Here is a 9,164-nt window from a genome sequence, read left to right as displayed (position 1 = left end):
TTTTAAAAAATTACTTTTTAAAATTTTTTATTTTTTTGTATAACTGGTCTATGCATTAAAAAAAGCCAAGAGTAACACTCAAGGCTTAATAACAAACATTATTATCAAAAATTTTCTCAAATGATAGCTCAACACAAAATTATTTGTGACAGTCTTATATATATTTTATATAAGCCCAGCCTTAGAATATCAAAGCATTAATTCTAAGCTTCGGCGGTAATTCCTTTCGTACTATATCATTCTGCTTACGTCCACAGTATTACTAATAAGTACCGCGCCTCTACCTCTTTCTTATTCACTTTTCTAAATTATTATACTTTTATATGTCAGATAATTCAAGTGTTTTATAAATATTTTTTAATAAATGATCATAAGCAGTGCTATATACTTGTAAAATCAGCACGAATATTGATGATATGTCATTTAATAAAATAGATCTTATTTTTCAGACATAAACTCTTCTATATCTTCAACAGATTTAATCATATCTTTTGTTAATACTTCTGATCCATCCTTAGTTATTAACACATCATCTTCAATTCTTATACCAATTGATTCTTCTTCTATATAAATACCTGGTTCAACAGTCCATACCATGCCTTCTTCAAAAACAGTATTTCTGTCTGGTCTATCTATATCATGAGTATCTAATCCTAAACCATGGCCAATACTATGCCAGTAATACTTAGTTACATCTTCTTTTTTATCAATTAATCCAAGCTTTATACATTCTTCAGCTATCATATCTCTGGCTTGCTTATTCCATTCTAAGAATTTTACTCCTGGCTTAAGCATCTTTATACATTCTTCATTAACTCTTAAAACAGCTTCATAAACTTCTTTTTGTCTCTTTGTAAACTTACCATTTACAGGAAAAGTCCTTGTTATATCAGCATTATAATAATTCCATTGTGCTCCTAAATCAAAAAGAATTAAATCTCCATCCTTCATCTCTGAATTATTATCTACATAGTGTAAAGTTGCCGCATTCTTTCCTGCTGCAGCTATTGTCTTAAAAGCAAAGTCCTTAGCTCCATCTTTCTTACATACAAAATCAAAATAAGCTTCTAATTCGTATTCTTTCATACCAGCTTTAGCATTTTTCATTAAAGAATTAACACCTTCAATTGTTATTTTTATAGCCTTTTGCATTTCTTCTATTTCTTCTTTAGTTTTAACTTTTCTTAATGGAACTATTCTTGGATATACATTCTTGATTCTTAAGAATGGATACTTTCTAACAAGATCCTTTGCAAAGACTCCAACAATGTTGTTTAAACTATTAAAGCTATCTCTTTCCATATCTAAATAGACATTCATTTCATCTACGCCACTAAATAATCTATTTAAAAAAAGTTCAAATCCATCTTTATAAGCTGCATTTTCAATTCCTGAAATTTCTGATGCTTCATTAGTTCTTAAACTCTTTCCTACCCATCTTTCCATTTCTTCATCTATTTCTTTTAAATAAATATATTCTTTAACTTCTCCATTTATTTTTGTAAATACAGCTATATGTTCTTCTTCTTCAATTCCTGTGAAATAATAAAAATTCCTATTTGGAGTAAACTGATAAGCTTCATCAGCACTTTTCTTTGGTGCATTACCTGCGAAAAGAATTACTATTGAATTATCTTCTATAGTTTTCATTAGTTTTTCTCTATTATTTTTGTACACCGTATTATTCATAGTTTTACCATCCTTTTCTATTTTTTAATAATATTATACTACTTTTATGTCAATAAAAAAAAGGGTACTAAGTACCCTTATTGAAAATCTTTATCATAAAACTTCATTTTATATATTTTACTATTCAAAACCTTTTTCATAAAATTCATAAGCTGTCTTTTTAAGCTTTTCATATACAATTACAATTAAAACGGCTAATATAATTGATATCACCATAAATATTATCACATAATTTTTTATAAAATAATAAGCAAATATAAATAATCCAGCCAGTACAAAGGCTATTATAGTCATAAATAAAGGAAAATAGTTCTTTTTATATAAATACTTAGCGTCTTCCCAATTAAGATTTGGAGAATGATAATCCCAAAGTAGCTCTATAATAGCAGTCAGTTCAGTAGACAATAAAGAAATAACTGTACTTATTAATACTAATTGTATTGGTATTCCCAAAAAAATCATCAAGATAGCTAGAACTAACGACATAGCTCCATTTATAATAATAGCTAATAAAACCTTTGACTTAAATTGTTCCTCTACAGGCACTGGAATATACTTAGAAACCATAAAATCTCTTCCTTCTCTTGAAACAGCAGTTAAAGCTGCTCCTCCTCCAGCTACTGATATCACTGAGAACCATAAAACTGCAGCTAAAAAATATCCATAATTACTAGCATCCATTAATGTTTCCTGTATCTCTAAAGTACTTGTCCCCGAAAAAATTCCCACACCCATAATAATTGGAACATAAAGCATCATGGCTATGCAATTAATAAAAAACTGAGGAGTTCTAATCATAACTTTAAAATCTCTACTCATTAATGCTATAAAAGCAGAACTTCTCTTTATTGACTTATCTGCCTTCTTACCTTCAAGTACATTTTCTCTCTTACTATAAGATTCTGAAAGTCCCATAACACTTTTATAATATATTTTTCCACCAATTATATATAGCAATCCAAACAAGCACAGACTTATCACTATGGTAATAAGCATATACTCAAGCCCCTTAAATTCTGAACTATAAACAAGAGCTTTCGCACTTAATGTACTAGTAAAAAATACATTACTTATAGCATTCATAAGACTATTGTTTCCCTGTGCTAATATATTTTGTAGTGATTCGACACTATCGCCAGTACTTGAACTTCTTGAAAAAACATTAATAGCAATAGCAAATACAAGCATAAAAATTCCACTAACTGTTTTAAAAGCATCTTTATGTTTTGATAAATTAGTTACTCTCATTATTATCATGCTTATTAATATACATATGGTCATTGGTAAAATTGGAACTAACATAAAACTTATGAAAGCATACAGATAAAATAAAATACCTGATTTATCCATAACTCCATAAGCTATTAAAGGAATAGCAATTATAAGATCATAAATATAAAGTTCTATAAGAAGAGCTATAAATTTGCCTAAAATAACTTCTGAACTTTTAAAAGGTAATGGTAATATAAGCTCTATATCATCTGAAAAATAGAATATATTAAGAACGCTGAATATACCAAAGAATGAAGTTATTGCTGAACCTATTACTAAAATAAGTGTAATTATATATCCTTCTTGTCCAATAGCTTTAAAAGGTTCATATAGAGTAGTAGTTATAGCAACTATAGGTAATGAAAAACATCCCATAATTACTAAAGTCAACAATACTCTTACTATCCATGATGTCTTTTTACTATTATTAACTCCTTGCTCTAGGGCATTTTTAACAAAAAACTTAGTAACAATACCTAATCTACTCATTTTCAGTTATCTCCAAGAACATTTCTTCTAATGATTCATTTTCTTTAAATTCTTTTCTCATATCTTCTAAAGTACCATTAAAAATTAACTGCCCCTTATTAATAATAGCTACTTCATCACATACTTTTTCCGCAACTTCTAGAACATGAGTTGAAAATAAAACTGTATTACCAGCATCAGCATGTTCCCTCATCATTTCTTTTAAAATAAATGCTGACTTTGGATCTAATCCTGTTAATGGTTCATCTAATATCCATACCTTAGGATTATGTAAAATTACTCCCATTACAACAATCTTTTGTCTCATTCCATGGGAATAACTTTGAATTTTATCACCTAGTGCATTTGTCATTTCAAATCTATCTGCTAATTCTTTAATCTTTTCTTTTCTTGTTTCTTCATCAACATTATAAACATCAGCAAAAAAATTAAGATACTCTATTCCTGTAAATTTTAAAAACATATCTGGACTATCTGGAACATAGCCAAATTGTTCTTTTGCTTTAACAGGTTCTTTGCTAATGCTTACTCCATTTATCTCAACATCACCTATAGTTGGCTGAATTATTCCTGTTATCATTTTAATAGTTGTAGTCTTTCCAGCTCCATTAGGACCAAGAAGACCTAAAATTTTTCCATCTTCAATATTTAAATTAAGTTTATTTACTGCGTTATATTTACCATTATAACTTTTTGTAACATTATCAATTTTAATCACTTCTATACCTCACATTTCTAAAATAAAGCTCAACACCTTTCCTTTATTTTACTTTAATACCATTATTCTTGCAATAGTTATAGCTAAAATAATTGCTGTTAAATCTGCCATTATAGCAGCCCATACTGTATGTCTTACTTTTTTCACTTTAACTGCACCAAAATAAACAGTAACAGTATAAAAAATAGTTTCTGTAGTTCCCATAATTACAGAAGCAGTAAGCCCTATAAGTGTATCTGGTCCATAGGTTTGAACTATATTTGTAAAAATAGCTACTGCTCCACTTCCTGATAAAGGTTTAATTAAAACTAAGGGAAGAATTTCTTTAGGAAGACCAATAAGGTTAGTTGCAGGTGATATAAAATTATTTATCATATCCAAAAGATTTGCACCTTTAAATATTTCAACAGCAACAATCATGGCTAAAAGATAAGGAAAAATATTTAGACACACTTTTAAACCATCTTTTGCTCCTTCTATAAACCACTCATAAACCTTTCCACCTTTGATCATTCCATATCCTATAATTATAATTACAATTATGCCTATTATACTTTTAGTTATATATCCATCCATAAATACCCCCCCTAAAAGTATCTTTGAAGTATCTTGCAACAAGTAATTCCAACAACTGTTGCTCCAAAGGTTGAAATAATAGCTGGAACAATTATTATCCCTGGATTCTGAGAATTGCAAGCTGCTCTTATTGATAAAATAGTAGACGGAACAAGCTGAATACAAGCAGCATTCATAACTAAAAAAAGAGCCATATCATCACTTGCTCTTCCCTTTTCAGGATTTATCCTATCCATTTCTTCCATTGCCTTTATTCCAAAGGGGGTTGCAGCATTTGATAAGCCCATCATATTTGCAGTTAAATTCATAACTATAGCCCCTAAAGCTTTCTCATCTTTCGCAGCGTCCTTAAATAATAATTTTAAAACTGGTTTCATAACTTTAGCTATCTTTTCTGTTAACCCAGATTTCTCTGCCACCTTCATAACTCCACACCAAAAACACATTATTCCTACAAGACTTATAATAAGCTTAACAGTACTTTCTGTTGAGTTAACTATTATTGTAGAAATTGCATCACCATTTCCTGTTACTATAGAGACTAATAATCCCAAAAATATCAGTACAAACCAAATGTAATTTATCATTTTATCCTCCAAACATATTATTGTTCAATAAAATATATGCCTTGCACTTAGTTTTTAGTAGTGTTACGATTAGTATATACTTTATTTTACTAAAAGGAGATGAGCTCTTATGGATAACAATAATTTAAAAATTGCTCAACAAGATATAGACGATGCACTAAAGGCTGTAGAAGATTTAGAAAAAGCAGCATCTGATGGAAATTTTACTAAAGAAGATATTAAAGAAAAGTTTGTTTCATTAAATGAAAAAGTAAGAAAATTAGAAGATATTTTAAAGAATGAAGGAATTCTATAATTACATATAGCAAAAAGGAGCTAGATATTTAGCTCCTTTTTTCATTATGCTCACTTATTTAGTATCCTTAAATAAACATTCCATCTTTCATTTTTAATATATGATTAGCTTTATCTGCTACTTGTTTGTCATGAGTTACCATTATTATGGTTTTACCAAATTTAATGTTCAATTCTTTTAATACATTCATTATTTTATTAGTATTCTCTTCATCAAGAGCTCCAGTTGGCTCATCTGCTAATATAATATCAGTTTCTTGAGCAAGAGCTCTAGCTATGGCAACCCTTTGTTGTTGCCCTCCTGATAACTCTCGAATACTTTTAGATTCAAGATCTTCTATTTCAAGTTCTTTAAGATATTTTTTTGCCACCCTTTGTCTTTCTTTGCGAGATATTCCCCTAAACTTAAGAGGTAGCGCCACATTATCTAAAACAGTAAAGTCTTTTATTAATGCAAAATTTTGAAAAACAAAAGATATCTTTTTATTTCTAACCTCTGATAAACTATTTAATCTTTTAAAATTCACCTCTTTATCACCAATTATGTATTCTCCTGAATCAGGAATATCAATACATCCTAATATATTTAGTAATGTGCTTTTACCACACCCTGATGGTCCCATAATGGCTATAAAATCTCCTTTTTCTATATCTAAATTAATATTATTTAGTACAGCTATCTTTGAACCTCCAACCGAATAACTCTTATATATATTATTTAATTTTAAAACCATCACTCTACAAATCCTCCCATCATCTCTCTCGGAGTCAACTTATTGATTGCTTTATATCCAACAATTAAACTACTTAATATAATGACTATAAGCAAACATATAGATATATATAAATTTGATAAATAATTTTCATTTATAAAAACTTCATGTGCATTTTTACATTTTATAAGATAGATTATATCTCCCAATATAATACCAATGGCAGATACAAACAGCATCTCACTAGCTAATACTTTAAATATTTGTATTTTACTTATTCCTATAGAAAATAGAACCCCTATTCTATCCTTATTTAAAGAAATCTTATACAATATAGTAACTATAACTGAAGCCGTTATAACTAAAGTAACTAATAATACTCTTATTAGTTCAAATTGTTTTTCCTTAGTAATTTGTTCTAAATAGTTATCAATAGTTGTAGTCATTGGTGTAATTTTAGCATCCGGACAGATTTCTTTTATATTCATCCTTAATTCTACATTGTCAAGCTTACTTCCATCTTTACTATAAACAAGAACAGGTTCTGCATTATATTCTGAAATTATTTTTTCATCTTCTACTGGAATAATCATAGAACCATTTAAAGAATAACTTGTAACCATTATGTTATTATAATCAAAAGAAATTATATCTTTATCAAAAAAACCAGTAATCTTATAACTTTTATCACTACTACTAATTATATCTCCTAATTTATATTTACTTCTAAAAGTATCACCTAATATAACTGGAATTTCACCATTATTACTATCGTTCCAAATTTCAATATTTCCATATATATGTTCATTATAGTAATTTAACATATGCCAACTCATATACATAGGTTTTAAGCCAGTAGTAAACTTCTCCATATCATTATAGCCAGGTTTTATATCATCTAACTCCATTCCAAGTTCATCTACTGATATTTGTGATTCATCTCCTTCTCTAAATAAACCATAACTCAAATCTAAACTTTTTATAAAATCTAAAGTCTCTTTTACCACTTTTTGATTAGACTCTTGGTCTTCAGGTAGAGGATTTTTTCTTATTAAATCTACAAAGATAATTATGCTACTATTATCAGGTGAAAATGAGTTATACAATCTATTTTTAAAAGAATCATTGAATCTTGCTAAGGATATCAATGAACCACTATAAAAAATCCATATTGCTAATTCAATTATGATTAAAATATTTATAACCTTACTTCTTTTAATATCAAAAAACAAAAACTTGTCCATACTCATTATCACCTAATTTCTTTAATCACTTTAAACTTTAGAATATTTTTTAATGTTGCTATTGATATTAAAATTGATATACAGTAACAAATTATACTAGTTATAATCATATTAGTTGTAAATGTATTTCCTATTTTACTTACAAAAGCTACATCTATAATGCTACTACTAATTTTGAAAAGAACTATCCCAATCAAATTTCCAATGGTAGCCACCTTAATATTTTTTTTTATAATTTCCTTAAAAACATCTCTATTAGTACATCCTAAAACCTTCATTATTGATATATCTTTCTTCATATCACTAGCTATAAAAACTGAAAATAATATTAAATTTGCTAATGACAATATTAATTGAAAAATACATTCTCTAAAAACATCTTCAATTTGATACAAATACGAAACTATAAATTTAGTAGGCATTGCATTTATCTCTGTACTATATTTTTCTTTGCTTAATTCTTCAAGCTTCTTATATTCATCTTTACTTACTAGGAAACCAAACTTATCATAATTATTATTGATAAAATTCAAAGATTTGAATGGTATTATAGTTGTTCTTGAAAAGTTTTTTGTGTTCTTTAATATCCCTATTACTTTATAATCATCATTAAATAATTTTATATATTTTTCATTATTAATTTCATATATATAGTCATTTACACGTTCGCCTATTATTGCTATTTTTTCATTACTCATTGTTTCTTCACTAGTAAAGTTTCTTCCTTCTATTTCACAATATTCTCCCATATCAAAAGATCCATAAGCACCTAAAACTTCATTTCTTAATACATTTTCTTGTGATTCTTTTACTGGTTCTTGAGCTGAAGTAAGATACTTAGACGTAAATTTTCTAATACCCAAATCATAAATATTATCTATCATTTGTTCTATAGATTCTAATTCTTCCAAATTATTAATTGCAATTTCAACATCTTTATATCGTCTATGAAATCTATTTCTTTCAATAATTTCACTAGCAGAATTAGAACAGTATCCAATTAACATAGAAAAAGAATAGAAAGATATAATAAATCCCATAATCAAGAATATTTCTATTTTTTTTAATTTAAATATTTTTCTCATACTAAATCTCCAATAACAAAATTGGTATTTTTTAATACCACTTTTAATAATTACTTATACATATAGATGTAGCCATTGCCAAGCATCACTAGTTCCAGATGTTGAGTGTGCGCTTTCCCATAAGTTTATATTGCTTGAAGCAGATCTTACATAAGCAGTTCCGTCATCATCTCTCTTATAGCTTCCAGAATCATAATTTCCTTCCTTGCTAAAAGCTTGTATTGTTACAGCTACTCTTTGTCCATTTTGACTGAGATTTGATGTTTTGGCATCTGCCACATTTGATGTTTGTTTATAAACTTCACCTTTAATTTGAGTTCTTGTTGCTTCAAAATAGTGTGTTAAATTCTTTGCTTGAGCTGCCATAGGTAATGCAAATATACTTATTCCTGCTAATATCATTGCTATATTTTTTTTCATTAATAAACACTCCTTATATAATTTTCTTACTTGCAAGTTCATTTATAATATACCATTTTTTTCTTTTTTTTTTTTTT

Annotated in this window: 10 protein-coding genes and 1 riboswitch; of the genes, 1 reads left to right on the top strand and 9 read right to left on the bottom strand. The window is 27.7% G+C overall.

Annotation, left to right across the window (positions count from 1 at the left end; translation table 11 throughout):
- Positions 1–116 precede the first annotated feature (116 nt).
- A riboswitch (Lysine riboswitch) is annotated at positions 117–291 on the bottom strand.
- Positions 292–438: 147 nt separating this feature from the next.
- The 5 genes from BM384_RS12755 to BM384_RS12735 form a co-directional block, all read right to left on the bottom strand.
- Positions 439–1,689, bottom strand: a complete 1,251-nt coding sequence (locus tag BM384_RS12755; protein ID WP_090014156.1) for an aminopeptidase P family protein — start codon at positions 1,687–1,689, stop codon at positions 439–441.
- 120 nt (positions 1,690–1,809) lie between these two features.
- Positions 1,810–3,450, bottom strand: a complete 1,641-nt coding sequence (locus tag BM384_RS12750; protein WP_090014154.1) for an ABC transporter permease — start codon at positions 3,448–3,450, stop codon at positions 1,810–1,812.
- Complete coding sequence (locus BM384_RS12745) at positions 3,443–4,168, bottom strand: ABC transporter ATP-binding protein (protein ID WP_090014152.1); 726 nt, start codon at positions 4,166–4,168, stop codon at positions 3,443–3,445. The genes BM384_RS12750 and BM384_RS12745 overlap by 8 nt, the downstream gene beginning before the upstream one ends.
- A gap of 48 nt (positions 4,169–4,216) precedes the next feature.
- Positions 4,217–4,744 carry a spore maturation protein gene (locus BM384_RS12740; RefSeq protein ID WP_090014150.1) on the bottom strand — a complete coding sequence of 176 codons (528 nt, stop codon included), beginning with the start codon at positions 4,742–4,744 and terminating at the stop codon, positions 4,217–4,219.
- Between the two features lie 11 nt (positions 4,745–4,755).
- Entirely contained in the window at positions 4,756–5,331 is a 576-nt protein-coding gene (locus tag BM384_RS12735; RefSeq protein WP_090014148.1) for a nucleoside recognition domain-containing protein, read from the bottom strand.
- Positions 5,332–5,440: 109 nt separating this feature from the next.
- Here BM384_RS12735 and BM384_RS12730 point away from each other — a divergent pair, with 109 nt between their 5' ends.
- The gene (locus BM384_RS12730) at positions 5,441–5,626 is read left to right on the top strand and encodes a hypothetical protein (RefSeq protein WP_090014146.1); all 186 of its coding nucleotides are present in this window, start codon (positions 5,441–5,443) and stop codon (positions 5,624–5,626) included.
- 67 nt (positions 5,627–5,693) lie between these two features.
- Here the strand turns inward: BM384_RS12730 and BM384_RS12725 are convergent, their stop codons facing one another.
- From BM384_RS12725 to BM384_RS12710, 4 genes are read right to left on the bottom strand one after another with little or no spacing between them, the layout of a single operon-like run.
- Entirely contained in the window at positions 5,694–6,359 is a 666-nt protein-coding gene (locus BM384_RS12725) for an ABC transporter ATP-binding protein (RefSeq protein ID WP_242946031.1), read from the bottom strand.
- Positions 6,359–7,582, bottom strand: a complete 1,224-nt coding sequence (locus BM384_RS12720; protein WP_175537373.1) for an ABC transporter permease — start codon at positions 7,580–7,582, stop codon at positions 6,359–6,361. The genes BM384_RS12725 and BM384_RS12720 overlap by 1 nt, the downstream gene beginning before the upstream one ends.
- A gap of 8 nt (positions 7,583–7,590) precedes the next feature.
- Entirely contained in the window at positions 7,591–8,667 is a 1,077-nt protein-coding gene (locus BM384_RS12715) for an ABC transporter permease (RefSeq protein WP_090014140.1), read from the bottom strand.
- 54 nt (positions 8,668–8,721) lie between these two features.
- Positions 8,722–9,087, bottom strand: coding sequence for a hypothetical protein (locus BM384_RS12710; RefSeq protein WP_090014139.1), 366 nt, complete (start codon positions 9,085–9,087; stop codon positions 8,722–8,724).
- Positions 9,088–9,164: the final 77 nt, after the last annotated feature.

This window comes from Clostridium sp. DSM 8431 (assembly GCF_900116755.1).
Taxonomy (GTDB): Bacteria; Bacillota; Clostridia; order Clostridiales; family Clostridiaceae; genus Clostridium.
Note: the sequence above shows the minus strand (reverse complement) of the source record. Positions and strands in the feature narration are given on the sequence as shown.